This window comes from Botrimarina sp., from assembly GCF_040219535.1.
Classification (GTDB): Bacteria; Planctomycetota; Planctomycetia; order Pirellulales; family Lacipirellulaceae; genus Botrimarina.
Genome location: NZ_JAVJSH010000014.1, coordinates 25,635 through 50,677, shown reverse-complemented (window position 1 = coordinate 50,677; position 25,043 = coordinate 25,635). Strand labels below are relative to the sequence as shown.

21 protein-coding genes and 1 tRNA gene are annotated in these 25,043 nt (G+C 68.6%); 16 read left to right on the top strand and 6 right to left on the bottom strand.

Translation table 11 applies throughout. From position 1 onward, the window contains the following. The first annotated feature begins 159 nt into the window (after positions 1-159). Entirely contained in the window at positions 160-528 is a 369-nt protein-coding gene (locus RIC11_RS07980) for an enhanced serine sensitivity protein SseB C-terminal domain-containing protein (RefSeq protein WP_350210076.1), read from the top strand. Positions 529-761: 233 nt separating this feature from the next. On the opposite strand, the gene RIC11_RS07975 is transcribed toward RIC11_RS07980, so the two are convergent. Together RIC11_RS07975 and msrB are read right to left on the bottom strand one after the other, a co-directional pair. Then, entirely contained in the window at positions 762-989 is a 228-nt protein-coding gene (locus RIC11_RS07975) for a hypothetical protein (RefSeq protein ID WP_350210074.1), read from the bottom strand. Positions 990-1,079: 90 nt separating this feature from the next. Beyond that, positions 1,080-1,469 (bottom strand): peptide-methionine (R)-S-oxide reductase MsrB, encoded by a 390-nt coding sequence (gene msrB, locus RIC11_RS07970; RefSeq protein WP_350210072.1) that lies wholly within the window; start codon positions 1,467-1,469, stop codon positions 1,080-1,082. 111 nt (positions 1,470-1,580) lie between these two features. Here msrB and RIC11_RS07965 point away from each other — a divergent pair, with 111 nt between their 5' ends. The 3 genes from RIC11_RS07965 to RIC11_RS07955 are packed head-to-tail and all read left to right on the top strand — an operon-like array spanning position 1,581 to position 5,835. Continuing rightward, a complete protein-coding gene (locus tag RIC11_RS07965) occupies positions 1,581-2,705 on the top strand; it encodes an SAM-dependent methyltransferase (protein ID WP_350210070.1) in 1,125 nt (374 codons plus the stop codon). A gap of 49 nt (positions 2,706-2,754) precedes the next feature. Beyond that, the gene (locus RIC11_RS07960; protein ID WP_350210068.1) at positions 2,755-4,974 is read left to right on the top strand and encodes an FdhF/YdeP family oxidoreductase; all 2,220 of its coding nucleotides are present in this window, start codon (positions 2,755-2,757) and stop codon (positions 4,972-4,974) included. 39 nt (positions 4,975-5,013) lie between these two features. After that, complete coding sequence (locus tag RIC11_RS07955) at positions 5,014-5,835, top strand: TIGR03792 family protein (protein WP_350210066.1); 822 nt, start codon at positions 5,014-5,016, stop codon at positions 5,833-5,835. On the opposite strand, the gene RIC11_RS07950 is transcribed toward RIC11_RS07955, so the two are convergent. The 3 genes from RIC11_RS07950 to ilvD form a co-directional block, all read right to left on the bottom strand. Continuing rightward, a complete protein-coding gene (locus RIC11_RS07950) occupies positions 5,774-7,000 on the bottom strand; it encodes a DNA cytosine methyltransferase (RefSeq protein WP_350210064.1) in 1,227 nt (408 codons plus the stop codon). The genes RIC11_RS07955 and RIC11_RS07950 overlap by 62 nt on opposite strands. Positions 7,001-7,232: 232 nt before the next feature. After that, entirely contained in the window at positions 7,233-7,601 is a 369-nt protein-coding gene (locus tag RIC11_RS07945) for a retroviral-like aspartic protease family protein (protein ID WP_350210063.1), read from the bottom strand. Between the two features lie 61 nt (positions 7,602-7,662). Then, positions 7,663-9,354, bottom strand: coding sequence for a dihydroxy-acid dehydratase (gene ilvD / locus RIC11_RS07940; RefSeq protein ID WP_350210061.1), 1,692 nt, complete (start codon positions 9,352-9,354; stop codon positions 7,663-7,665). A 170-nt stretch (positions 9,355-9,524) separates the two neighbouring features. On the opposite strand from ilvD, the gene RIC11_RS07935 reads away from it, so the two are divergent. The 10 genes from RIC11_RS07935 (at position 9,525) to RIC11_RS07890 (ending at position 20,755) form a co-directional block, all read left to right on the top strand. Beyond that, entirely contained in the window at positions 9,525-10,229 is a 705-nt protein-coding gene (locus tag RIC11_RS07935; RefSeq protein ID WP_350210060.1) for an HAD family hydrolase, read from the top strand. 129 nt (positions 10,230-10,358) lie between these two features. Beyond that, positions 10,359-11,183: a glycosyltransferase gene (locus RIC11_RS07930; protein WP_350210058.1), complete on the top strand. Its 825-nt coding sequence runs from the start codon at positions 10,359-10,361 to the stop codon at positions 11,181-11,183. Between the two features lie 15 nt (positions 11,184-11,198). Next, positions 11,199-12,143 (top strand): glycosyltransferase family 2 protein, encoded by a 945-nt coding sequence (locus tag RIC11_RS07925; protein WP_350210056.1) that lies wholly within the window; start codon positions 11,199-11,201, stop codon positions 12,141-12,143. 9 nt (positions 12,144-12,152) lie between these two features. Continuing rightward, positions 12,153-13,055: a polysaccharide pyruvyl transferase family protein gene (locus RIC11_RS07920; protein ID WP_350210055.1), complete on the top strand. Its 903-nt coding sequence runs from the start codon at positions 12,153-12,155 to the stop codon at positions 13,053-13,055. A 300-nt stretch (positions 13,056-13,355) separates the two neighbouring features. Beyond that, complete coding sequence (locus RIC11_RS07915; RefSeq protein ID WP_350210053.1) at positions 13,356-13,769, top strand: response regulator; 414 nt, start codon at positions 13,356-13,358, stop codon at positions 13,767-13,769. Between the two features lie 68 nt (positions 13,770-13,837). Further along, the gene (locus RIC11_RS07910) at positions 13,838-15,649 is read left to right on the top strand and encodes a matrixin family metalloprotease (RefSeq protein WP_350210052.1); all 1,812 of its coding nucleotides are present in this window, start codon (positions 13,838-13,840) and stop codon (positions 15,647-15,649) included. 122 nt (positions 15,650-15,771) lie between these two features. Next, on the top strand, positions 15,772-17,217 hold the full coding sequence (gene gnd, locus RIC11_RS07905; protein ID WP_350210050.1) for a decarboxylating NADP(+)-dependent phosphogluconate dehydrogenase: 1,446 nt from the start codon (positions 15,772-15,774) through the stop codon (positions 17,215-17,217). Positions 17,218-17,362: 145 nt separating this feature from the next. Then, positions 17,363-18,499, top strand: coding sequence for a right-handed parallel beta-helix repeat-containing protein (locus RIC11_RS07900; RefSeq protein ID WP_350210048.1), 1,137 nt, complete (start codon positions 17,363-17,365; stop codon positions 18,497-18,499). Positions 18,500-18,584: 85 nt separating this feature from the next. Then, a complete protein-coding gene (zwf, locus tag RIC11_RS07895; protein WP_350210046.1) occupies positions 18,585-20,042 on the top strand; it encodes a glucose-6-phosphate dehydrogenase in 1,458 nt (485 codons plus the stop codon). Between the two features lie 89 nt (positions 20,043-20,131). Continuing rightward, positions 20,132-20,755 (top strand): riboflavin synthase, encoded by a 624-nt coding sequence (locus RIC11_RS07890; RefSeq protein WP_350210045.1) that lies wholly within the window; start codon positions 20,132-20,134, stop codon positions 20,753-20,755. A gap of 1 nt (position 20,756) precedes the next feature. Here the strand turns inward: RIC11_RS07890 and RIC11_RS07885 are convergent. Further along, positions 20,757-20,829 (bottom strand) — tRNA-Arg (locus RIC11_RS07885). Positions 20,830-21,110: 281 nt separating this feature from the next. On the opposite strand from RIC11_RS07885, the gene RIC11_RS07880 reads away from it, so the two are divergent. Then, positions 21,111-22,529 carry a DUF2254 domain-containing protein gene (locus RIC11_RS07880; protein ID WP_350210043.1) on the top strand — a complete coding sequence of 473 codons (1,419 nt, stop codon included), beginning with the start codon at positions 21,111-21,113 and terminating at the stop codon, positions 22,527-22,529. Beyond that, on the top strand, positions 22,522-24,984 hold the full coding sequence (locus RIC11_RS07875; protein WP_350210041.1) for a PAS domain-containing hybrid sensor histidine kinase/response regulator: 2,463 nt from the start codon (positions 22,522-22,524) through the stop codon (positions 24,982-24,984). Before RIC11_RS07880 ends, RIC11_RS07875 begins: the two co-directional genes overlap by 8 nt. The last annotated feature ends 59 nt before the right edge of the window (positions 24,985-25,043 follow it).

Here is a 25,043-nt window from a genome sequence, read left to right as displayed (position 1 = left end):
ACTTCCTCACGAAGCTCCGCGACCTCTCGCTCGAGCCGCTTGCAGTTCGGGCAGTCCGTCTCGGGTCCGCGGGCGTCCATGCACCCAAGCTAGACCCACTCAAACAAGGGCGCAATAGCGCGAGGGCGGTAAACAAGTACTGCCCACCTAAAGAAGCAAATCGAGGCATTTCGCCCGAAGGCTACCACCGTCAAGGAAGGCACTCAGATCATGATCGGCGCCCCCGCGAAGGTCCCCGAGGGATTGGTCGGGGCCCTCCGAGAAACGCTCAAGCGGAACGGCGAAGTGACATCCGCCCGCTTGGGGCAGGTCTACATCGCCGCCAAAGGAGAAGTCCCGCACATGGCGCTGGTTGTGCAGACTTCTGGTATTTCCGACACAGTGAAGCAGGCCATGATCAAGGATTTGTCAACTGCCTGCCGTGGCAAGCTCGCTGAGGGGGAGCACATCGACATTCTCGTAGATGAGCCAGGCCAGATTTCGGAAGGCGTCATCAGCGAAGTCGAGCCGTTCCACACCAAAAAATAATGCGAACAAGGCGTCGTACCTAACGCCTGACCCGCCGCGGGTTCAAGCCGTCATGACCATTCGACCATCACACTGCGATCGAGGCCGCGCCCCGGTCAGGCGTAGGTGGACTTCGACGTTCTGAAACCGCAGGCCGGGCGCCATGCCCACCTCCGGAGGAGATGGGCATGCGAGTTACATTCGGGCATCGCGTGCCGCGCGCTTCGCGCGTGGGCATTGCAACTGTCAATCGGTTATCGACTCGGCGCCTCGCGGAGCCTCATCGCAAAGTCAACCGCTTCGTCCAGAGCCTCGGCGTGCTCTGACATGCAGCCGATAATCTGTTGATTGCCGGTGGGCCGTTTGACACACGGCTCGTTCGCCAGCTTGCTCCGCAGGTAATCATCGACCGACAACCCCGCTGCCGACGCAGCCGCGGTCAGCAGCGTCGCCGTTTCGTCGTTGAGCGTGATTTGGGTCATACCCGCATTCTACCTCGCGCTAAATGCCATGAGAAATCTCCTTGGCGACCTTCGCGCTCTTGGCGTCTTGGCGGTTAAAAGAACCACAGCTCAACCCTCCCCCGCCGGCACGAACGCCAGCGACGCCGAGTTCACGCAGTACCGCTTGCCCGTCGGCGGCGGGCCGTCCGGAAACACGTGGCCCAGGTGGGCGCCGCACTTCTCGCACACGATCTCTTCGCGGACTATGCCGTGGCTCGTGTCTTGTTTGACGCCGACGGCGGTTTCTTTGAGGGCGTCGTAGAAGCTCGGCCAGCCGGTCCCCGACTCGAATTTCGTGCCCGAGTCGAACAGCGGCTCCGCGCAGACCACGCAGTGGTACGCGCCGGGCGCCTTGTGGTTCCAGTACTCGCCGGTGAACGGCGGCTCGGTGCCGCACTGCTGGGTAACGCGGTACTGCTCGTCGGACAGCCGGGCGCGGAGGTCGTCGGGGTCGGCCATGGAAGAAGGCTCGCGGGGGACGATGGGTACAGAGCGGGTCGACGCTTAGTATAGGGGGCTGCGCCGCCGCCGGCAGCGCACGCCCCAGCCGCTACCCCGCTTGCACCCGACATGCCCGCCGACGCCGAGTTCGCCTACTGTGTCTGCCAGCCCGGCGCCGAGCCGGCGCTGAAGCAGGAGGTCGCCGCGCGGGCGCCCGCTTGGCGGTTCGCGTTTTCGCGGCCCGGGTTCGTGACGTTCAAGCTGCCCGAGCCGACCCCGCCGGATCGCTTCGACCCGATGCGGCTCACGTTCGCGCGGGCGATCGGCCTGTCGTTCGGCCGGCTCGACGCGGACGAAGCGGACGGGGCCGCCTTCGCCGCGCGGGTGTGGGCGATGCCCGCCGTCGCGGAGCTCATCGCCGCCGGGCCGGTGCGTCTGCAGGTGTGGCGGCGCGAGAGCCAGTTGCCGGGCGACGACGGGCACGAGCCGGGCCCCACCGCCGAGTCGCTCGCCGCGATGGAGGCGCTCCGCGCGGCCGCGCCAGAGGGGGCGGTGACAAGCGATTCCCGCATGTCGCTCGACGTGGCGCTGGTGGAGCCGAACCAGTGGTGGGCCGGCGCGCACGCCATCCGCAGCCGCACCGACCGCTGGGCCGGCGGAACGCCACGCGTCGAGGCGCCCGAGCACGCCGTGTCGCGGGCGTACCTGAAGCTCAAGGAGGGCCTGCTCTGGTCCGGGCTGCCCGCCGCGCCGGGCGACTACTGGCTCGAGCTCGGCTGCGCGCCGGGCGGCGCGAGCCAGGCGCTGCTCGACGCGGGCATGCGGGTCGTGGGCGTCGACCCGGCGGAGGTCGATCCGATCGTCACGGCGCACCCCGACTTCGAGCACCTGAGGGCGCGGGCCAACGAGATCGGCGTCGACGAGGTGACCGACATCGCCTGGATCACGTCGGACATCAACGCCGCGCCCGACTACACGCTCGACGCGGTGGAGCGTCTGGTCACGCACCCGTCGACGCACGTGCGCGGGCTGTTATTGACGCTCAAGCTGCTCGGGCCGAACCTGGCGCGGCCGGAGGTCGTCGCGGCGACGATCGGGCGGGTCCGGTCGTGGGGCTACGGCGAAGTGCGGACGCGCCAGCTCGCCCACAACCGGCGCGAGTACTGCTTGGCCGCGGTGCGGAGCCGGGGTCAACGCCGCCTGGCGCGCGGCCGAAAACGCCAGGCGGACCCGCGGAAGGGCACGCGGCGGTGACCGGCGGGAACGGCGCGCCTTCCTCTTCTGACTAGTGAACGAGCGATCGATGAAGAAAGTCCGAACCGGCGGCGGTTGGCCCGCGGTTTTCTACACGCTCCGCAAGTCCCGCGAGGCGGGCGGGCTGCTGCGGTTTTGGAAGGCGATGCGGTCGCGCAACGCTTGCAAGACCTGCGCGCTCGGCATGGGCGGACAGAAGGGGGGGATGGTCAACGAGGCGGGCCACTTCCCGGAGGTCTGCAAGAAGTCGATGCAGGCGATGGCAGCCGACATGCAGCCGGGGATACCGGCCGCGTTCTGGGACCGCTACGGCGAGCGCGAGCTGCGCGCGATGTCGCCCCGCCAGCTCGAGCACTGCGGGCGGCTGGTGGAGCCGGTGCGGTACACGCGCGGCGAGGGCCGCTACCGGCCGATCGGTTGGGACGCGGCGCTCGACCGGGTCGCCGACCAACTGGCCGCTCAGCAGCCGGAGCAAACCTTCTGGTACTTCAGCGGCCGCAGCAGCAACGAGGCGGGCTTTCTGCTGCAGCTCTTCGCGCGGCTGTACGGCACGAACAACGTCAACAACTGCAGCTACTACTGCCACCAAGCGTCGGGCGTTGGGCTCACGAGCGTGACCGGCAGCGGCACCGCGACGGTCCAATTGGAGGACCTCGATGAGGCCGACCTGGTGTTCGTGATCGGCGGCAACCCGGCGTCGAACCACCCGCGGCTGATGACCACGCTCAAGGCGGTCCGGCGCCGCGGCGGGGAGGTCGTCGTCATCAACCCGTTGGTTGAAACGGGCCTGGTGAACTTCAGCGTGCCGAGCGACCCGTGGAGCCTGCTGTTCGGCACAAAGATCGCCAGCCACTACGTTCAGCCCCACATCGGCGGCGACCTGGCGCTGCTGATCGCGCTGCAGAAGCGGGTCGTCGAGCTCGGCGCTCACGACGAGGCGTATCTCGATGAGCACTGTGCCGGCTGGGACGAACTTCGAGATTCGCTCGCGACGGCCGACTGGGACGAGCTGGTCGAGAAGTCGGGCGTGGAGCGGTTGGCTATCGACCGGATCGCGGAGGTTTACTCCGAGTCGAAGGCGACCGTCTTCTCGTGGACGATGGGCATCACGCACCACGCGCACGGCGTGGAGAACGTGCAGGCGATCGCCAACCTCGCGCTGCTGCGCGGCATGGTCGGCCGGCCCGGCGCGGGGCTGATGCCGATCCGCGGCCATTCGAACGTGCAGGGGATCGGCTCGGTCGGCGTGACGCCGCAGCTCAAGCAAGCGATCTTCGACGGGCTGCAGAACCACTTCGGCGTGAAGCTGCCGACCGCCACGGGCCGCGACACGATGGGCTGCATGGAAGGTGCGGCCGCGGGTGAACTGACAACGGCCGTCTGCCTAGGGGGGAACTTGTATGGCTCCAACCCCGACTCGAAGTACGCCGCTGCGGCGCTCGGCTCGCTCCAGCAGATCACCTACCTGAGCACCACGCTCAACACGGGCCACGCGCACGGCCTCGCCGCGGAGACCATCATCCTTCCCGTCCTCGCCCGCGACGAGGAACCGCAAGCGACCACGCAGGAGTCGATGTTCAATTACGTGCGGCTGTCGGACGGTGGCCCGCGGCGGCACGAGGGGCCGCGCAGCGAGGTCGAGGTCATCGCCGACCTGGCGACGCGCGTCGCCGAGCGGCTGGCCGACCCGGGCGGCGACCGCCCGGACCTCCGAGCGATCGACTGGCCCTCGATGCGCGACACGGGCCTGATCCGAGACGCGATCAGCAAGGTCGTGCCGGGCTGGGAGAAGGTCGGCAAGATCGATCAGACGAAGCAGGAGTTCCAGATCGAGGGCCGCACGTTCCACACGCCGCGGTTCGCCACCGACGACGGCCGCGCCCGGCTACACACGCACCAGCCGCCGGAGCTGCGGGGCCTGGGCGAGGGCGAGCTGCGTGTGATGACGATCCGCAGCGAGGGGCAGTTCAACACGGTGGTGTACGAGGACCACGACCTGTACCGCGGCGTCGAGGGCCGCTACGTGATCCTCGTCCACCCGGAGGACCTCCGCCGCCTGGGCGTGGCGGACGGCGACCCGCTCCGCATCACGGGCCCCGCCGGCGAGATGCGCCACGTGCGGGCCGTGGCGTTCGACGCGATCCGCCCCGGCAACGCGGCGATGTACTACCCGGAGGCCAACGTGCTGGTCGGCCGCGGCGTCGACCCGAAGAGCAAAACGCCCGCGTTCAAGGGGCTGGTGATTACGCTAGAGCGGGAGGCCGCGTGAGCGGCCAAGGGTCTCACGCTAAGTCGCGAAGGCGCAAAGATGAGTAGCCGACTCGGGGAGGCTGCGGCGGCGATCTACCTCTGCGTGGCGCTAAGCGGCCTCGCTGTCGGGGAAGACCGGCACGTCGTTGAGGAGCTCACCTTCCGCGTCGCGCCCGAGGCGCGCGACGCGTTCCTTCAGAACGACGCGGCGATTTGGACCCCGGTGCTCGCGCAGCAGCCCGGCTACCTCGGCAAAGAAACCTGGCTTGCCAGCGATCCACGCGACGAGGTCAAGCTCGTCATCCGGTGGCGCCGCCGCGCCGACTGGAACGCCGTGCCGGAGGTGTTGCTCGCCGAGACCGACCGGCGCTTCCGCTTGGCGATGGGCGACGCCGACTACGAAATGACCCGGGGCCGCGCGTTCCTTCGCGTCGGAGCCGGCGGGGATACGGACGGCGTGCCGGTCGAGTCGCTGCTCACGCGCGACGCCCTGTTGCGGTGCGCCGTCGTGGCGGTGGAGAGCGATCCGGTCTATCACGGGAAGAAGAGTTACCTCGCCGTGCCACTCCGCGACGCCGTCGCCGCGCTCGTCGAGAAGAACGGCGACCCGGCGCAGCTGGACGTCGTTTTCGACTGCGTCGATGGGTACAACGCGCGGATGCCGCTCGGCCAGTTCTTGGCCGGCGGCGCGTGGCTCGCGTTCCGCGACGCCGACGCCTCACCGGGTGAAGCGTGGGTGAAGACCGCGCGCGGGCCCGCCCCCGAGAAGATGGGCCGCGCCTACGTGGTGTGGCCCGACGCCAAAGCGCCGGGCGAGCTCACTTGGCCGTACGCGGTAGAGCGGATCCGGATTGAGCCGCGGGATCGCGGGCGGCCGTGATCCGCTCGGCGACCGGGTTGATCCGGTTCTCGACGACCCACGCGACGGCCGGAACGCAGACCGCGTCGCCGAAGCCGAACAGCGCCTTGTTGAGCGGCACGGCCACGCGGTAGCCGTCGGCGCCCATCAGGCGGGCGCACTCGTCGGCGTTGAGCAGGCGGACCCGGTACTCGCCGCGGCCTGCTTCGAAGAGGATCTGCCGGCCGCTTCCCCCTTTGGGCGTGCGGAGGCAGCCGGCCAGGCCGTCGGTCCGCAGCTCGGCCATGGAGCGCTTGCCGGTGGGCGTCTGCCGCACGCGGCGGAAGACCGTGCCGTGCGACAGCCGCTTGCCAGTGATCATCCGATCGGCTTCCGCGCGGTGGCGGTCGCTCATCTGGTTCAGCAGGTACTCGGCCCGCTCGCGGCTCCACCACTGGGGATCGTCCGGCGGCGGGCGGTCGAGGATCGATTCGAGCGGCACGCTCCCGTAGGGCGGCGGCTCCGGCAGTTCGGCCACTGCCCAGTTCAGGTCGGCGCTGGCGTGGATCGCATCGACGAGCTTCGGCGGCCGAACGGTGGTGGGACAAAGGCCTTCGAGCCTCGCCGGGGCTGAGGCGCCAGCGTGCGCTTCGGCTACCCCAACGACGAACAGCCGAGGCCGACTCTGCGGCGTGAAGTGGGCCGCGTCGAGCACCAGCGCGTCGGCCGCGTAGCCGAGCGAGTTGAGCGCCTCGACGAGCGCGCGGAAGTCGGCGCCGCCGTGCGAGGAGAGCAGGCCGGTGACGTTCTCGATCAGCACGAGCGGCGGCCGCTGGCCGCCTTGCGCGCGGAGCAGCTCGATCCACCCCCAGAAGGCGGAGGACTGCCCCTCGTAGAGGCCGCGACGCCCTCCGGCGAGCGACAGGTCGGTGCAAGGGAACGACGCGTGCGCCAGCAGCGTCGCCGGGGTGTCGGCCGCCGAGAGCTTGTGCACGTCTTCGAGCACGTAGTGCGGCGAGGGGCCGAAGTGCCCCTCGTGCATGCGGAGCTTGGCGGCGTCGAGGTCGTTGGCGAACGCGACCTCCCAGCCGGCCGCCTCGAGCCCGATCCGCGCGAGCCCGACCCCGGCGAAGTACTCGGCCGCCGTCCACCCGCGACGCGGGGCGGGGCAGGGGGTGCGGTCGAAGAGGAGGTTTTGGGGGTCCATCCGAAGCGCAAGGATCCGTCTTATCTTTAGGGTTGCGGAACTAACTAAAGGTGTATTCCAAGGAACTCCTCGCAGTAGCGATTCAATCTGCGACAGTGCGCTGCCAAAGACCGCCTGAGGTGTGGTTTGTCGTAGACCTCTAAGCACGTAGTCAGGCAAGGCTGCGGTCTGGCTAATCTGGCGCGGGAATCGAAGTCGGGCCTGCTTGCGACTTTCGAGCTCCTCAACCGGGCTAGGCCGCGGGCATTGGGCCCGCGGCGACGAGACACTTGCGGGCCGGGTCGACGAGAAGATTGAGTCCTTCCAACGAGCGGGCCCCTAGCAGCAGCAAGTCGCCGGGTTCGGCGAAGACGACTTCGTCGACGGTAAAAGTGCCTCCGGCGTGAACGATGGCGAACCCGACCGACCGCGTGACCGTCTGGCCGTTGGCCATCATGAACGCCATGTCTTTCTTCTCGCGCGACACTCCGATCTGCTCGAGCAGTTTGCTCGGTGCCCAGGTGTACTCGCTACCCGTATCGACCATCATCTTGTCGAGGCGGAACGACTGCCCACGGTCTACGACATTGGCGATCGTGCATTCGGTGCTGAACGTGCCCATCAATCGATCCCCGCGAATCGGAACGGGGCCCGCTACATCGGCCCCACTGCCTTCGTCTATCCTACTCATCCGTCACACACCCCAGCGACGCGCTCTTCACGTTCTTGATGTACTTGTACAGCGTGCCGCGGGTCGCCTTGTACGGGGGGGCGGTCCATGCCTTCTTGCGTTCGGTGAGGGCCTCGGCGTCGACCTCGACGGTGATCGTGTTCGCTTCGGCGTCGAGCACGATGCGGTCGCCGTTCTGCACCAGGGCGATCGGCCCGCCGACTTGGGCCTCCGGCGTGACGTGGCCGACGATGAAGCCGTGCGAGCCGCCGGAGAAGCGGCCGTCGGTTATCAGCGCGACGTCCTTCCCAAGGCCCGCGCCCATGATCGCGCTGGTAGGGGTGAGCATTTCGGGCATGCCGGGGCCGCCTTGGGGGCCCTCGTAGCGGATGATGACGACATCGCCCTTGTTGATCTTCTTCTCCTCGAGGGCGGTGAGCATCTCCTCCTCCGAGTCGAAGCAGTTGGCCACGCCCTCGAACCGCAGGCCCTCTTTGCCGGTGATCTTGGCCACCGCGCCGTCGGGGCAGAAGTTGCCGCGCATGATGCGGAGGTGGCCCGTCGCCTTGAGCGGCTTGTCCACCGGGTGGACGATGTCTTGCCCCTCGGACAGGCCGGGCAGCGGCTCGAGGTTTTCGGCGAGCGTCTTGCCGGTGACCGTCATGCAGTCCCCCTCGATCAGGCCCTCCTCAAGAAGCATCTTCAGCACGGCCGGCGTGCCGCCCACCTTGTGAAGATCCTCCTGCACGTACTTGCCGGAGGGCTTCAGGTCCGCAAGGTAGGGGACGCGGTCGCTGGTCTTTTGGAAGTCGTCGATCGTGAGGTCCACGTCGACGCTGCGGGCCATCGCCAGCAAGTGGAGCACCGCGTTGGTGCTGCCGCCGACGGCCATGATCAGCACCATCGCGTTCTCGAACGCCTGGCGGGTCATGATGTCACGCGGCTTCAGGTCGAGCTCGAGCAGCTTGTGGATCGCCTGCCCCGCGCCCAGGCACTCCTGGATCTTGGCCGGGTCCTCGGCCGGGATGCTGCTGGAGTACGGCAGCGACATGCCCATCGCCTCGATAGCCGAGGCCATCGTGTTGGCCGTGTACATGCCGCCGCACGCGCCGGCGCCCGGGCAGCTGTTCTTGACGATTTCCTTGCGTTGTTCCTCGGTGATCCGGCCGGCGAGGAACTCTCCGTAGCACTGGAAGGCCGAGATGATGTCGCGCTTTTCGGCGTCGCCGGTTGAGCCCTTTGCCTTGGTGAAGCCCGGTTTAATCGTGCCGCCATAGATCATGATCGCTGGCCGGTTAAGGCGTCCCATCGCGATCAGGCACCCCGGCATGTTCTTATCGCAGCCCGGCAGCGCGACCAGGGCGTCGTACCACTGCGCGTGCATGACCGTCTCGATGCTGTCGGCGATCAAATCGCGCGACTGGAGCGAGTACGACATGCCGCTGGTGCCCATCGAGATGCCGTCCGACACGCCGATCGTGTTGAACCGCATGCCCACGCAGCCGGCCGCCCGCATCCCTTCTTTGACCTTCGCCGCAAGGTCCAACAGGTGCATGTTGCACGTGTTGCCCTCGTACCAGACGCTGGCGATGCCGACCTGCGGCCGCTGCATGTCCTCCTCGGACAGGCCGGTCCCGTAGAGCATCGCCTGGCTCGCGCCCTGCGATTTCGGCTGCGTTATGTGGCGGGAGTACTTGTTGAGCATAGGAGAGAAGGCTGTCGGTTCTCGGCTGTCGGCGGTTGGCGATCGACCCGGCGGTCGAACGACCGGAAGCAGTTTAGCTGGGCGGGGTTCGCGCCGGAGGGGGGCGGCGGCAGACTGCGGCGGACCCGGAAGGAGTCGAGCCGCGACCGTCGGGGAGCGACCAACGAGGCTTGCGAGCCGTCCGGACGCTCCCCGACGGCCGCGGCTCGGTCACACCGACGCACTCGATCGCCGCTTCTAGCATGCGCACGCCCGAATTCTTCTACTTCGACCTGGGCAAAGTCCTGCTCGATTTCGACCACGCCCGCATGCTGCGCCAGATGGCCGAGGCGGCTGGCGTGCCGGTCGAGGTGGTTCGGCTGGCGTTGATGCCCAGCGGCGATCCGGCCGCCGGCGACCCGCAATACCTGCTCGAGGCGGGCCACCTCAGCGAGGACGAGTACTACGCCGGGCTTTGCGATCGGCTCGGCGGCGAGCCGGTGCGGGCGGACATCGACCTGGCCGCGAGCGACATCTTTTCGCCGATGGACGACTCGCTGCGGCTGCTGGAGCGGCTCCGCGCCGCCGGGCGGCGGCTGGGGCTGCTGTCGAACACCAACCCGATCCACTGGAGGTACTTCACCGACGGCCGGTACCCGTGGCTCAACGAGTCGTTCGAGGTGCTCCTCGGCAGCTTCCAGGTGGGGGCGATGAAGCCCGACCCGGCGGTCTACGCGGCCGCCGTCGACCGGTCCGGCACGCCCGCCGAGCGGGTGTTCTTCGTCGACGACAAGCCCGAGAACGTCGAGGGAGCGCTGGCCTGCGGGCTCGACGCGGTGCTGTTCCGCGGCGCAGCGGATCTGGAGCGAGAGCTCGCGGCCCGCGGCGCCTTCTGACGAGGGCGGCCATCCGGCCCCCTCCCGGGGGCGGCAACTGGCCTTGCCGCGGCCCTCGGGGCGCTGCTAGTAACCGCCGCCATGCGGCGCTGCGCTCTCCGACGGCGCCGGCCCCGGAGCACACGCGCCGTGAAGCCGAACCGAATCTCAGTCGTCCTGAGCACGTACAACCAGCCGGAGTGGCTCGACAAGACGCTCGCCGGCTACGCGGTGCAAGACGCGCCGCCGGATGAGGTGCTCATCGCCGACGACGGCTCGGCCGACGCCACCGGCGAGGTCATCGAGCGCCACGCCGCGACGGCGCCGTTCCCCCTGCGACGCTTGTGGCAGGAGGACCGTGGCTTCCGCAAGTGCCGGGCGTTGAACGAGGCGATCCTCGCGGCCACCGGCGACTACCTGATCTTTTCCGACGGCGACTGCGTGCCGCGGCGCGACTTCGTGTCGGTGCACCGCCGCCTCGCGGCCGAGGGATGCTTCCTCTCGGGAGGGTATTACAAGCTGCAGCGGGACCTCAGCGAACTGATCTCCGACGACGACATCCGCAGCGGCCGCGCTTTCGATTACAGGTGGCTGCGGTCCGAGGGGCTGCGGCCCGACCGACACGCCCTCCGCTTGTGGGCCGGCCCGCTTGTGGCTCTCTGCTCCGACCTGATCACCACGACCCGCCCCACGTGGAACGGCAATAACGCCTCGGCGTTCCGCACAGCCTTGATCGCGGCGGGTGGCTTCGACGAGCGGATGCGCTACGGGGGCCTCGACCGAGAGTTGGGCGAGCGGCTGGTCAACGCGGGGCTCCGCGGCGTGCAGATCCGCAACCGAGCGGTTTGTCTGCACCTGGACCACCCGCGAGGCTACGCGAACGAGCAAGACTGGAAGAACAATCACGCGATCCGCGCCGAAACGCGCCTGCTTCGCCGGCGCCGCACCGACCACGGCATCCCCGCCGCCGCCTGAGCCCCGGAGGATCGCTTGAGCCTCACCATGCGCTTGCTGATTCCCGCCTGCGGGCGGGGGTCGCTGATGAAGCGGCTGTTGGACTCGCTCGCCGAAGCGGCGCTGCCGGATCCGTTGCGCCGCATCGTTGTGGTCGAGAACGGCGAGCCGTGTGGCGTTCGATCCCTCTGCCAAGCCGCTAAGAGCGTGGGCCTGCCGGTGGAGTACCGCTGGTCGCCGGAGCCGTCCAAGAGCAAGGCACTCAATCTTGGGTTCGCCGACGCGGCCGACGACGAGCTCGTCGTGATGTCCGACGACGACGTCCGCTTCGAGCCGCAAACGCTTGCCGCGTATGAGAAGGCCGCGCTCGCGCGGCCCGACGGCTGGTATTTCGGCGGGCCGTTCCACGCCGATTACGAAGAGAGGCCGCCGGCTTGGGTCGAGCCTTACCTGCCCCCTTCCGCCCGCGGGTGGAACCCGGACCCGTCCGAGTTCGACCCGGGCCGGAGTCGTTTTTTCGGCTGCAACTGGGCCGTGTTCGCCCGCGACTTGCGCGCAGTCGGCGGATTCGACGCCCGTTACGGGCCCGGCACGACGGGCATCGCGACGGGCGAAGAAACGGTTCTCCAGGCGCAGCTCCACGCTCGTGGGCTGAAATCCCAGCTCGTCCGCGACGCGGTCGTGTGGCACTTCGTGCCCGCCGAGCGCTGCGACGCCCGCTGGGCGGTGAACCGCGCCCACCGCCACGGCGCCGAGCGGGGCCTCAAGACCCACCACCGCGGCGGGGCGCGTGTCATCGCGAACCACGCGTTGAACGCGGCTCGGTTCACGGTGGGCCGTGTCGGCTGCTCGCTGGCTGGTCCGGCCGACGGCTCGGCGTCGCTCTTCTTCGCGTACGAGCGGGCACGCGCCGAAGGTTACTTCGCTGGTTACCGGGCGGCCAACGCGGGCCGCACCGCCGATCGTGTCGCCACAACTTAGCGGGCCGCCTTGAAGACCGACCGCAACCAAAACGACGACAAGCCCCGCCGAAGAATCGGGTTGGGGCCGCTGCACGACAAGGCGGTGCGGGCCGTCCGCAAGCGGCGCTGGGCCTGGGCCCTTTCGAGCGGGGCGCCGCTTCGTTGGCACTGCGGGCGGCCAAATTTCGGCGACGACATCAATCCAAGTTTCTTCCAGCGTGTGAGCGGATCAGGCGTGCGACTGGCGCGGCCAGACGAGCCGCACCTGCTTGGCGTGGGCAGCATCTGCGAGCAAGCGACGCGGCTCTCGACGCTCGCCGGGTCGGGGCTGATCAGGCCCATGGCGGCTGGCGCGAGCCTGGATGTGGCCGGCGCGGTGGCTGTTCGCGGCGAACTGACCGCCGCCTGCCTGCCGAGTCACCTGCGCCGAAAAGACGCGTTGCCGCTCGGCGACCCACTCTGCCTCATCGGCCTGCTCCAGGAGAGATCCTCCTCTCCGCGTTTCGACATCGGGATTATCCCGCACGTGTGCGCGCTCAACGAGTTCCGCGTCGCTGCGCCGGAAGGACGCCGCTTGATCGACGTGCGCAAGGGGCCCTGGGCGGTGGTGAGGGAGATCGCCAATTGCCGAATGGTCATGAGCCAATCGCTGCACGGCTTGATCGTCGCCGATTCGCTCGGGATACCCAACGTTTGGATCGCCCCGGACAGCCGGATGATCGGCGGCGACTTCAAGTTCCGGGACTACTACAGCACGACCGAACGCCCCAAACAGCCGACGCACTGGCGACCCGCGGGATCGAGCCGCACGGCTTCCACGGACGCTTTTGTGTCCCGGTACCGGCACGACGCAGCAGCCTATCTGGCGACGCTGCGAGAAGCCGTGCGTGCGTTCGCATCCGAACGATCGACGCACCGGATGGCCGCGTAGGGCCGGGCGCTCCGCCCGTTGTCTTCCAGGCCGCCGGATCCGCACGACTGGCGCCACCAGTTCTTCCTGCCTGCGGTGGAACGCCGCCGTCTGCGGGCTAGTCTTTCAGTGGAACCCACCGGTGGGGGGGCGCCCCCAGGTGGTTCCGCTGCGAAGAGACCGACACCCGACCTGTTACACAGAGCAGCCAGACACGAATCGCACCAGCCGGGGTCCTGCGGCGGCCAGCCTGCCGCCGTCAGAGCCCCCATTCGCCAACTTGCAGCAGCCAGCCAGCGAGAAGCACCGCCCATTCGTGTCATGACCGATTCGCCCGTCCTTATTGTCGACGACGACCCAACGCTGCTAGCCAGCTTGCAGCGGTGTTTGTCCAGCGAGTTCGCCGTCCGGACGGCCGCATCGGGCTTCGAGGCGCTCGGAACGATTGCTGACGGCGGGCGATTCAGCGTCGTCCTAACCGATATGCGAATGCCGGGAATCGGCGGACTCGACTTTATCAGCCGCGCCCGCCAACTGGACGACCGGCTGCAATTCGTCGTGCTAACCGGCAGCCAAGACGCGGCGAGGCTCCGCTCCGTCGGGCCCGACGACGCGATCCACAGCGTGCTGACAAAGCCGACCAACCCCGCCCGCATCGTCGAGGCGATCCGCTCGGCTCAGAGCCGGCGGCTACAGCCCGTCGACGGGCTCCCCGCACAGCCGCAGTTGCCCTAGCGGCTTAGCAGCTCGTGTGGCGGACCCGGCGGCGGGCATTCTCGCCGGCGAGCGCGTACAATCAGCGCATGCCACGCTCAGAGACCGCAGTCTTCCTGCTTTTGGCGGCCACCCTCGCGCACACCTCGAGCGCCGACGCGGCGGTCGCCGTGCTGTCCAACCGCAGCGGCGCCCCGGTCAGCATCACCGTGGTGAGCGACAGCGGCCAACGCACGTCTCACACGATCGAGCGCGGCGACTCGCTGCCCTTGTTCTCGAATTCCCCGCTCACGGTCGCCTACCAGGGAGGGGCCGGGCCGGTGAGCGAACGCCTGGTGGCCGACACGCTCTACTGGTTCGCCGGTTTCGAGCAAGCCGGACGCGAGGGGCTCGACCTCCGGCGGATCGGGCTCACCGGCGAGCGGCCGGCCGGGCCCGACGACGCCGATTGGCGGCGCGGCGCGGGCAATCAGTCGCAAACGGTTCCGGTCCTGCTCTGCGTCGACGAAGAGGAGCCGGTCCGAGAGGCCGTCTGGCGCGAGCGCCTCGCCAAGCGGCTCCGGCTCGCGTCGGACATCCTCGAAGCGCACTCGGGCGTGCGTTTCGTTCCGGCCGGCGCCGCGCAGTGGGAGTCGGACGACGCGCTGACCGAGTTCGAACGATCGCTCACCGAGTTCGAAGCCGCCGTGGAGCCTCCGCCGGCGACCCTAGCGATCGGCTTCACCAGCCAATACCGCTTGAAGACCGGCCGGCAGCGGTTGGGCGGAACGCGCGGGCCATTGCGCGATCACATCTTGCTGCGTGAATGGAACCCGACCGTGGGCGAAGCCGAGCGGCTCGAGCTGCTCGTTCACGAGTTGGGGCACTACCTCGGCGCCGCCCACAGCGTCGAACCCGACAGCGTCATGCGGCCCGTGCTCGGCAACCGTCCCGTGCGGCTGAAAGACTGGAAGATCCGCTTCGACCCGGTGAACACGCTCGCGATCGCGATGGTGGGCGAAGAGGTTCGCAAGCGGGGCGTCCACGAGATGCGGGCCGTGAGCGCCGCACGCAAGGCCCGCCTGGGCCAAGTCTACGCGACGCTCAACGGCCTGGCGCCCGAGGACCCCGCGGCCGCGCGGATGCTGGCGATCGTCGGCGGCAAGCAGCCGCCGCCGGAGCAGGCGGCCGACGTTGTCTCTCCCGCAGAGCGGCTGGCGGCGGCCGCGGCAAACGTCGTCCACGCCGTGACCCGCGCCGCAGCGGCAAACAAGAAGCAGAGCCCAGAGGCCCGGCTGAGCGGCGACGACCTGACGGACCAATTGATCCGCTCGGCCGCCGCTTCGACGAACGACCCACGCGCGTTCATCGTCGGGATCGGCGTCGCCCTGGACGACGCCGGCGGCCTGCACGCGATCCCTCGCACGAAGAAGCTGGTCGAGAAGATCGAGTCCGCACAGGACCGCAAGATGCGACTGAACGTGCTCGGCGACGCCCGGGTCCGCGGGCGGTCCGACACGCTGAAGCACTTCGTCATCTCCGCGGCGCTGGCCGGGCTCGTCGGCGAGGCCGAAACCCACGCCTGGGGCGTCGGCAAGGAGCTCGCCGACGCGGCCCGTCGCGGCGGCAGTGGCTTCAGCTTCGCCGACCTAGCGGCCGACCGCGCGGGGGTGCGGTTCGCTCGGGCGGTAATCGGGGGACAGGCGCCGCTGACGGCGCTGGCGGCGGGTTTCCGCGTGCAGAATTACGTTCCGCCGCTGGACGGGTTCGACGAGGGGATCCCGATCGACCAGCTGATCGATCAGTACGGCGGTGTCGGCGACCCGCGTTTCTCGGCCCGGGTCGACGCGATCGACGACCGCATCGATTCGCTCCCGCCGTACGCGATGCTCCGGCTCGCTATCCCGACCGGCGCCCAATGAGCGTCCGCGGTTCCACCGGGGGCGGCCCGGGTGTGGATTGACCGGGCCGCTCGGGTCGGCCTACCGTTTCGGCTAGCCCCTTTCCAAAGCAAGCATCCCCCAACCTGTCGGGAGGCTCCCCGGTGAGCGAGTTGTGCGATTTCGGCCTGATCGGCCTCGCGGTGATGGGCGAGAACCTGGCGCTCAACGTGGAGAGCCGCGGGTACCGCGTGGCGGTATACAACCGCACGACCAGCGTGATGGAGGAGTTCATCGCCGGCCGCGCGAAGGGCAAGGCCTTCGTCGGCTGCAAGTCGATCGAGGAGCTGGTCAAGAGCCTGAAGCGGCCGCGCAAGGTGATGATGCTCGTCAAGGCGGGCCCGGCGGTCGACGCGGTCATCGACTCGCTCAAGCCCCACCTGGAGCCGGGCGACATCATCATCGACGGCGGCAACACCTACTACGCCGACACCGAGCGCCGCACCAAGGAGGTCGAAGGGGCCGGCTTCCTTTACTCCGGCACCGGCGTGTCCGGCGGCGAGGAGGGCGCGCTGAAGGGCCCAAGCCTGATGCCCGGCGGCTCGCCCGACAGCTGGCCGCACCTGAAGCCGATCTTCCAATCGATCGCCGCCAAGGTGGGCCCTAACAGCGACATCCCTTGCTGCGAGTGGGTCGGCCCGCGCGGCGCGGGGCACTACGTGAAGATGGTGCACAACGGCATCGAGTACGGCGACATGCAGCTGATCTGCGAGGCCTACTCAATGCTCAAGGAAGGGCTCGGCCTCTCCAACGAAGAGCTCTACGACGTGTTCGAAGAGTGGGACTCGGGCGACCTAGACAGCTACCTGATCGAGATCACCAAGGACATTTTCAGCGTCAAAGATCCCGACAGCGGCCAGTACATGGTCGACCTCGTGCTCGACCGGGCCGGCGCGAAGGGCACCGGCAAGTGGATGAGCCAGCTCGCGCTGGACCTCGGCGTGCCCAGCACCCTGGTCACCGAGGCGGTCTACGCCCGCGGCCTCTCCGCCCGCAAGGACGAGCGCGTGCGCGCCAGCAAGGTCCTCAAGGGCCCCGAGCCAAGGTATTCGGGCGACAAGAAGGAGTTCATCGACCAGGTCCGCCAGGCGCTGTACGCGTCGAAGATCGTCAGCTACGCGCAGGGCTTCGTGCAGTTGCAGGCGGCCGCCGCGGAGCACGACTGGCCGCTGAACTACGGCGACTGCGCGCTGCTGTGGCGGGGCGGCTGCATCATCCGCGCGGTGTTCCTCGACCGCATCAAGGAAGCGTTCGACGCCGACCCGAAGCTCGAGAACCTGCTGCTCGCCCCCTACTTCACCGAGCAGGTCGACAACGCCCAGGCCGCCTGGCGGCACGTGGTCGCCAACGCGGCCACGCTGGGGATCCCTGTGCCCGCGTTCTACACGGCCCTCGCGTACTACGACGGCTACCGCCGAGAGCGCCTGCCCGCCAACCTGCTGCAAGCGCAACGCGATTACTTCGGCGCGCACACCTACGAGCGGGTCGACAAGCCGCGCGGAGAGATGTTCCACACGGAGTGGCTGGATTTGCGGAAGCCGCCGAAGTAGCGAGTGGATTCACCGCGGAGTCGCGGAGGACACGAAGTAGTTTCGGTCGAACCGGGGCCCTGCCCGAGCGCCGTGTTGGACGTTTGCCGCTGCGAGCGGCGCGCCGCCGTCCGCTGATCAACGGAGCGCGGTACCCATGAGCTCGATGACGACTATGAGAAACAACCGGATCTGTTTTGTTGTGCTCGCGCTTTGCGCGAGCCTCGTCGGTGGCGTGCCCGGCGCGGCCAGCGAGGCCCCCTACGCGGTCGAAGTCGACGGCGTCATCTACGGCGCGGTCGCCGATGAGCGTGGCCCGATTGGCGGCGGCCAGGGGTACGACGCGATTGTCACCTCGGGCGACCACACCGCCCGAACGCTCGACGAGCTGATCGACGTGCTCGCCGCGGCCGAGCCGGGCGACGTCGTGTTCGTCCCCGGCGACGCCCTCATCGACCTCACCGCGCGGATCTATATCGAAAAACTCGTGCTCGAGGTCCCGGCGGGCGTTACGCTCGCGAGCGACCGCGGCGCGGCCGTCGACGGCGGCGGCGTTTCCGAGGGCGCGCTGTTCACGAGCGACGCGCTCGACACGCCGATCATGATCCGGGCGCTCGGGCCTGGGGTGCGGATCACGGGGCTGCGGCTCCGCGGGCCGAACACGAAGCGGTACCTCGAGCACCACAAGCGGTCGCGCGACCTGCTCGGTAAGGACTACCGCGAGTACTACTACAAGTTCCCCACTTCGGATGGCATCGGCACGAGCCACGACCGCCTGGAGGTCGACAACTGCGAGATCAGCGGCTTCGCGCACGCGGGCGTGCAGCTCTCGTCGGGCGAGGGGCACCACGTGCACCACTGCTTCATCCACCACTGCCAGTACCAGGGGCTCGGCTACGGCGTTTGCCACAACCGTGCGATGAGCCACATCGAGCGGTGCTTGTTCGACTTCAACCGCCACTCGATCGCCGGCACGGGCCGCCCGCCGAGCGGCTACCTGGCGGAGCACAACGTGGAGCTGGGCGAGTCGCTCAGCCACTGCTTCGACATGCACGGCGGCCGCGACCGGGGCGACGGCACCAACACCGCCGGCACGCTGATCGAGATCCGCAACAACACGTTCCGCCCCTCCACCACGCCGATCAAGGTCCGCGGCGTGCCCGAGGAAGAATGCGTCGTCAGCCAAAACTGGTTCCTCCACGCCGACTCGCCCGCCGAGGCGGTCGTCGCCGAAGAGAAAACCGAGGTCGACAACAACGCGTACGGTTCCGACGCCCGGATCGTTGCGGCGGATGGCGGCTAGCGTCCGCGGCATCCCCGCGGCAAGATACCCGCTCCAGGCGCCCGGCGTCCCCACCGCGAACTCCGCGCCTCCGCGGCGACCCTCCATGCCAACGACGATCGTCATCTTCGGCGCCTCTGGCGACTTGACCAGCCGGAAGCTGATCCCCGCGCTGTACAACCTGAAGCGCAAGGGGCGGCTCCCCGAAGAGACCCGCATCGTCGGCTTCAGCCGCACGAAGTTCTCGCACGACCAGTGGCGCGCCGACCTCCGCGAGACGACCGTCAAGTTCACGAAGGACCACTTTAAGCCCGACGTGTGGGACGACTTCGCCGACCGGGTCTACTACCACGCGGGAGACATCGGCAACGCCGAAGACTTCCGGTCGCTCGGCAAGTTCCTCGCCGAGCTCGAGGGGGGGGCCGACGCTTCGCGGGTCTACTACCTGTCGACCGCGCCGCGGTTCTACGAGCCGGCGATCGAGCAGCTCGGCGACGCGGGCCTCGCGTGCGAGGAGGGCGACTGCGAGCGACGGGTCGTCATCGAGAAGCCCTTCGGCGTCGACCTCGCGTCCGCGAAGAAGCTGAACCTACACGTGCACAAGGCCTTCCAGGAGCACCAAGTCTACCGGATCGATCACTACCTCGGCAAAGAGACGGTCCAGAACCTGTTCGTGCTGCGGTTCGCGAACGCGATCTTCGAGCCGATCTGGACCCGCCAGTACATCGACCACGTGCAGATCACCGTGGCAGAGGAAGTCGACGTCGGCTCCCGCGCCGGCTACTACGACTCGGCGGGCGTGGTCCGGGACATGATCCAGAACCACCTGCTGCAGCTCCTCATGGTTACCGCCATGGAGCCGCCGGCCCGCTACGCGGCCGACCCGGTGCGGGACGAGAAGGTCAAGGTCCTCCTCGCGGTGCGGCCCAAGTCCCCCGAGGCGATCGTCCGCGACACGGTCCGCGGCCAGTACCGGGGCTACCTGCAGGCGGATGGCGTGCCCCCCGACAGCCGCACCGCGACGTTCGCCGCGATCAAGCTCGGCATCGACAACTGGCGTTGGCAGGGCGTGCCCTTCTACCTGCGCAGCGGCAAGGCGATGAGCTGCCGCACCACGCAGATCGTCATCCAGTTCCGCCAGCCGCCGCACATGCTCTTCAAGAGCGGCCCCCGCACGGTGCGCGACGCCAACCGACTGGTCATCCAGGTGCAGCCGGCCGAGGGCATCCAACTCCACTTCCAGACCAAGGTGCCCGACGCCGGCATGACGATGCGGCAGACCGACCTCGACTTCAACTACCAGAAGAATTTCGGCGGCAGCATCCCCGAGGCCTACGAGCGCCTGCTGCTGGACGCCATCGAGGGCGACGCCAGCCTCTTCGCCCGCGCCGACGAGGTCGAAGCCGCTTGGAGCATCTGCGACCCGATCCTGCACGCGTGGCGCGAGCAAGACCAGCCGACGCTGCACGCGTACGAGCCGGGCTACTGGGGCCCCACCGAGAGCAACGAGTGGATGCACCAGCAGGGCCGGGAGTGGTTCGACACGTGCCCCGTGTTGCACTGAACCGATGACTGCCGGCCGTTGGCCTCAGCACGCCGCACCGATAGCCGATAGCCGATAGCCGATAGCCGCCAGCCAATAGCCGACAGCCCTTGTTTACCGGCCTTGTCCAATCCCTCGCCGAAGTCGTCGCTGTCGAGCCGGAAGGCCCGGGGGTGCGGCTGATCGTCCGCGACGCGGCGTTGTCCGGCGAAGCGGGGCTCGGTGACAGCGTCTGCATCAACGGCTGCTGCCTGACGGTCGTTTCGATCGACGGCGACACGCTCTCCTTCCAGGCCGGCAGCGAGACCCTCTCGCGCACGAACCTCGGCGAGTTAGCCGCCGGATCGAAGGTCAACCTCGAACCTTCGCTAAAGGCCGGCGACCAACTCGGCGGGCACTACGTAACCGGCCACGTCGACTGCCAGGGGATCGTCGACGCGATCGAGCCCGAGGGCGACTGGGCGAAGTACTGGTTCGCCGTCCCCGCCGCCCAGGCGAAGCAGATGGCGAGCAAGGGCTCGGTCGCCGTCGACGGCGTGAGCCTCACGCTGGTCGATGTCGAGGACACGGCCAAGGGTGGCCGCTTCAGTGTCGCCCTGATTCCGCACACGCTCGGTGCGACGACCCTGGGCGCCCGCAAGGTAGGCGACCGGGTCAACATAGAGACCGACGTGCTCGCAAAGTACGTCGAGCGGCAGCTAGCCGGCCTGAAAGACGCCGTCCAAAAAGACTGAGCGCCCCCGGCAGGATTCGAACCTGCGACACACGGTTTAGGAAACCGATGCTCTATCCCCTGAGCTACGAGGGCCGACTTGGCCGCAAGATAGCGTCGCCCCGGGGGCGCAGCAATTAGGCGCCACGCGCCCGGGGCCGCACCGCCGGCTGAAGTCTCTGTGGGCGGGGTGGGAATCGGAGGGGGGAGCGTGGGTGTGGTCCGAGTGCGTGCAGCCTGGTCTTGTAGCGCGCAGCGTGACCGGTCGGCGGCCGCCGGTTGTCTCCGTGCGACGGGAGAAGTCGGGCGGCCCTAATTATGGCACGGCGGCTGCTCCCGCTGTGCGGGTTTCGAATATTCTCAACGCGTGGCCCGCCGTGCTGACCTGGCTCACCAAGTGGTGGCGTGAATTCGCCTCCGGATTCTGGCTGATGCCTGCCGCTTTGCTCTTGGCTGGCATCCTCCTTTCGGTAGTCGCGTCGGAGCTGGATCGCGAATTCGACGACTACATGCCGGAGAGGCTTCGGACCTCCGCCGCGACCGGCCGCGCGACGCTCGGCGCGCTGGCGGGTGCGATGATCACCGTCACCGGCGTGGTTTTCTCGACCACCACGGTCGCTCTGTCGATCACGTCGACCCAGCTCGGGCCGCGACTGCTGCGCAACTTTCTCGAGCAGCAGGTCACTCAAGTGACGCTAGGCGTTTGCCTCGGCACCAGTGCGTACTGCCTGATCCTGCTGCGGCGGGTCGATCGTTTCGAGGACGAGATGCTGGTCCCGCACGGGGCGATACTGCTCGCGAGCGTGCTCGGGGTCGTCACGCTGATGATGATCGTTTACTTCATCCACCGCGTCACGCACTCGCTGCAGGCGAACAACGTCGCGTCGGACGTTGCCGACGACCTCGACGCGGCGGTGCAGCGGCTGTTCCCCACGGCGCCAGGCGAGAGCGGGTCGGACGCCGCCGCCGCCGCCGACGCACCCGCCGAAGGGGGGTGGCGAGAGGCGTGGATCCAGTTCGACGAAGACGACGTCCAGTTGGTCCGTGCGATCGAGGAGGGATACGTGCAAGCGATCGACGAGTCGGCACTCTTCGCGGCGGCCCGCGGGGCCGACGTCGCGCTCCGCGTCCGCTCCCGACCGGGCGACTTCCTACGCAAAGACGACCCACTGGTCGACGCGCGGCCGGCCGGTCGCCTGGAAGGCGCCGCGCTACAGCGCGTGCAAAAGGCGTTTCTGGTGGGTAACCTGAGAACTCCGCAACAAGACGTCGAGTGCGCGGTGAACGAGCTCGTCGAGATCGCCGTGAGAGCCCTCTCGCCGGGGGTCAACGATCCGTTCACCGCGATCGTTTGCGTCGACCGCCTCAGCGGAGCGCTCTGCCGGCTTGCGCTGCGGCGGCCTCCCTCGGGACTCCGCACCGACGACAGCGGCCGGCTGCGTCTTGTCGCTCGTCCACGCTGCTTCGCCGACGCGCTCAACGCCGCTATGGATCCCCTGCGGCAACACGCACGGGGCAATCTCGCGGTGACGGCTCGGGTGATGCACGCCCTCAGGGCGATCGCGACGCGGTGCCGCCGCCGGTCCGACCGGTTGTTGGTCAAGCGGCAGGCAGACAGGATACTGAGCGCGGCCGACAAGTCGGGCCTCGCCGAAGAAGATGTCCGCGAAATCGAGGCGATCCACGCCGACGTCGTGCGTGCGCTGGCGGTTGACCAGCCCTGGCTAGACGGCCACCCGCCCCGCACCAACGCCACGTCGACTCGGAACAGCATCAGATCGACACCGGATGTGTGACACCAGCAAAACGCACGACGAGCCGACCGTCGACACCGCGGGCCGCTTCATCCCCGGGCTGCTCCCCGCGGTGATGGCGTCGTGTCGCGACGCCATCATCGCTTGCTCGATCGACGGCCGGATCGAAGCCTGGAACCTCGGCGCCGCCGAGACGTACGGCTACCGCGACAGCGAGGCCATCGGCCGCAGCATCGAGACCCTCATCCCGAAGGAGCGCCTGGACGAGCTCAAGCGCCTGCAGCGAGCCGCGCGCGAGGGGCGCACCGTGGGCCACTACGACACGGTCCGTCTCCGCCGCTCGGGCTCGGCGTTCCCGGCCGCCGTGTGCGGCTTCCCCCTGCGCGCGGAGGACGGGCAGCTCGTCGGCTTCGCGACGATCGAGCGTGACATCTCCGACCGGGTGCGTATCAACGACGCGCTCCGCACCGCTCTGCGCCGCGCCGAAGAGGCGAGCGAAGCGAAGAGCCGCTTCCTGGCGAACGCGAGCCACGAGCTGCGGACGCCGATGAACGCGATCGTCGGCATGACGGCGCTCGCCCTCGAGGAGGACCTTTCGCCGGAGCTGCGCGACTACCTCGAGACGATCCAGAGCTCGGCCGATTCGATGCTGCACCTGGTGAACGACGTGCTCGACCTCTCGAAGTTCGAGTCGGAGTCGTTCGAGCTCGAAGAGGCCGTGTTCGACCCGCGCGAGCTCGTCGAGGGGGCGGTCCGGGTGCTGAGCTCCGCCGCGCACGCGAAGGGGCTCGAGTTGGTTTGCCACGTCGCGCCGCAGACGCCCCCCGCGGTGGTCGGGGATTCGGTGCGGCTCCGCCAGGCGCTTACCAACCTGATCAGCAACGCCGTTAAGTTCACCGCGGCCGGCCAGGTCGTGGTCGACGTGACGCCGCTGTCGGTCGAGGCGCACCGCTGCAAGCTCCGCTTCGAGGTGTCGGACACGGGGATCGGCATCTCTAGCGAGGACCAGCAGCGCGTCTTCGCGCCGTTCACCCAGGTCGATGGCGCCACGTCGCGGCGCTACACCGGGACGGGACTCGGGCTGACCATCACGCAGCACCTGATCGATAGTTTCGGGGGGCAGCTAAGCCTCAAGAGCGAGCCGGGCGAGGGCAGCACGTTCGCGTTCGACCTGACGTTCCCGTTAGCGGACGAGTCGCACGACGAGGTTGAGCGGGCCACCACCCGCCGGCTGCGCGGCCTGTCGGTCCTCGTGATCGACGACAACCACGCGAGCCGCAACGCGCTGGTCGAGCAGCTGATCGACTGGGGCATGGACGCGACCGCCGTGGAGTCTGGCAGCGAAGGGTTGCGGCGCCTGGCCGAAGCCGAGGCCGAAGGGCGGCCGTTCAACCTGGCGGTCGTCGACGCCCTGATGCCCGGCGTGGATGGTTTCAGCGTTGCGGAGCAGATCGTCTCGGCCGACCACATCAAGGCCAAGCCGATCCTGATGGCCTCCACGACCGACCGACTCGAGTTCAGCCGCCGCTGCGCCGAGGCGGGCGCCGCCGCGTTCGTGCAGAAGCCAATCAGCCAGTCGCAATTGCTGTCCGCCGTGGCTCAAGCCTCAGGCGCCGCCAGCTTAGACAAGGCCGACAGGGCGGGGCTGTTCGCCCGCCCCCGGGTCGAGCCGATGCGCGTGCTGCTGGTGGAAGACACCCCCGCCAACCGCAAGGTGGTGCAGCGTGTGCTGGACAAGCGGGGGCACACCGTGGAGGTCGCCGTCAACGGGCGAGAGGCGGTCGACGCGTTCCGGCAGTCCGAGTACGACGTCGTCCTGATGGACGTGCAGATGCCGATCATGGACGGCCTCCAAGCGACCGAAGCGATCCGCGAGATCGAGCGCGGTCGGAGCAGAGAGCCGACGCCGCTGATCGCGATGACGGCCCACTCGATGCGGGGCGACCGCGAGCGGTGCCTCCGGGCCGGGATGAACGCCTACCTGGGGAAGCCTCTCGACTTGGAACGGTTGATCGAAGCGGTTGAGGCGCACGCCGGCGGGTTCGTGGAGCGTGACATCGGCGAACTGGGCGGCGCCCCCACCGCGAAAGGCGGCCTGCATGAAGGCGCGCCGGCCGACTCCGTCGGCGAGGGCCTCGACGCGACAGGCGACGCGGCCGACCTGACAGCGGCGCTGCGTCGCCTGCGTGGCGATCGGGGGCTGCTCGTTGACATGATCGCATTCTTTCTCGACGACGCGCCGGTCTTGCTCCGGACAATCGACGAGTCGATCGAGGCCGACGAACTCGAAACACTGCAGCGCGCCGCGCACAGCATGAAGGGGCTCACGGCCACCTTCGACGCACACGCCGCGCAGGCCGCCGCGAGAGACCTGGAGCACGCCGCCCGCGACGGCGAACTGGAAGCGGTCCCGAAGTTCCGGGAGCGACTCTCTGCAGAGGTCGATCGCTTAAGAACCGAACTCGAGCGGTTCCGCGACTCGTCGACAACCGCGTAGCCCCGTTTGGTTCGCGTCGCTGTCCGAGGCGGCGTTCGCCGCGCCGGCGCCTTTTGCGG

Excerpts from the sequence above, each read along its gene's own strand:
- ilvD (WP_350210061.1), bottom strand. The coding sequence starts at position 9,354 with ATGCTCAACAAGTACTCCCGCCACATAACGCAGCCGAAATCGCAGGGC.
- RIC11_RS07910 (WP_350210052.1), top strand. The coding sequence starts at position 13,838 with ATGCCACGCTCAGAGACCGCAGTCTTCCTGCTTTTGGCGGCCACCCTC.
- RIC11_RS07960 (WP_350210068.1), top strand. The coding sequence starts at position 2,755 with ATGAAGAAAGTCCGAACCGGCGGCGGTTGGCCCGCGGTTTTCTACACG.
- RIC11_RS07900 (WP_350210048.1), top strand. The coding sequence starts at position 17,363 with ATGACGACTATGAGAAACAACCGGATCTGTTTTGTTGTGCTCGCGCTT.
- RIC11_RS07965 (WP_350210070.1), top strand. The coding sequence starts at position 1,581 with ATGCCCGCCGACGCCGAGTTCGCCTACTGTGTCTGCCAGCCCGGCGCC.
- zwf (WP_350210046.1), top strand. The coding sequence starts at position 18,585 with ATGCCAACGACGATCGTCATCTTCGGCGCCTCTGGCGACTTGACCAGC.
- RIC11_RS07945 (WP_350210063.1), bottom strand. The coding sequence starts at position 7,601 with ATGGGCACGTTCAGCACCGAATGCACGATCGCCAATGTCGTAGACCGT.
- RIC11_RS07950 (WP_350210064.1), bottom strand. The coding sequence starts at position 7,000 with ATGGACCCCCAAAACCTCCTCTTCGACCGCACCCCCTGCCCCGCCCCG.
- RIC11_RS07875 (WP_350210041.1), top strand. The coding sequence starts at position 22,522 with ATGTGTGACACCAGCAAAACGCACGACGAGCCGACCGTCGACACCGCG.
- RIC11_RS07955 (WP_350210066.1), top strand. The coding sequence starts at position 5,014 with ATGAGTAGCCGACTCGGGGAGGCTGCGGCGGCGATCTACCTCTGCGTG.
- msrB (WP_350210072.1), bottom strand. The coding sequence starts at position 1,469 with ATGGCCGACCCCGACGACCTCCGCGCCCGGCTGTCCGACGAGCAGTAC.
- RIC11_RS07915 (WP_350210053.1), top strand. The coding sequence starts at position 13,356 with ATGACCGATTCGCCCGTCCTTATTGTCGACGACGACCCAACGCTGCTA.
- RIC11_RS07975 (WP_350210074.1), bottom strand. The coding sequence starts at position 989 with ATGACCCAAATCACGCTCAACGACGAAACGGCGACGCTGCTGACCGCG.